Genomic DNA, 217 nt, shown 5'->3' on the forward strand with positions numbered 1-217 from the left:
TCGTAACAAGGTAGCCGTAGGGGAACCTGCGGCTGGATCACCTCCTTAATCGAAGATCTCAGCTTCTTCATAAGCTCCCACACGAATTGCTTGATTCACTGGTTAGACGATTGGGTCTGTAGCTCAGTTGGTTAGAGCGCACCCCTGATAAGGGTGAGGTCGGCAGTTCGAATCTGCCCAGACCCACCAATTGTTGTGGTGTGCTGCTGATCCGATG

Annotated in this window: 1 tRNA gene; it reads left to right on the top strand. The window is 52.1% G+C overall.

Annotated features, from left to right (window positions below):
* The first annotated feature begins 112 nt into the window (after nucleotides 1-112).
* Nucleotides 113-189 (top strand) — tRNA-Ile (locus ACNFH5_RS30660).
* Nucleotides 190-217 lie beyond the last annotated feature (28 nt).

The organism is Pseudomonas sp. NY15435 (assembly GCF_048068295.1).
In the GTDB taxonomy this organism is placed as follows: domain Bacteria; phylum Pseudomonadota; class Gammaproteobacteria; order Pseudomonadales; family Pseudomonadaceae; genus Pseudomonas.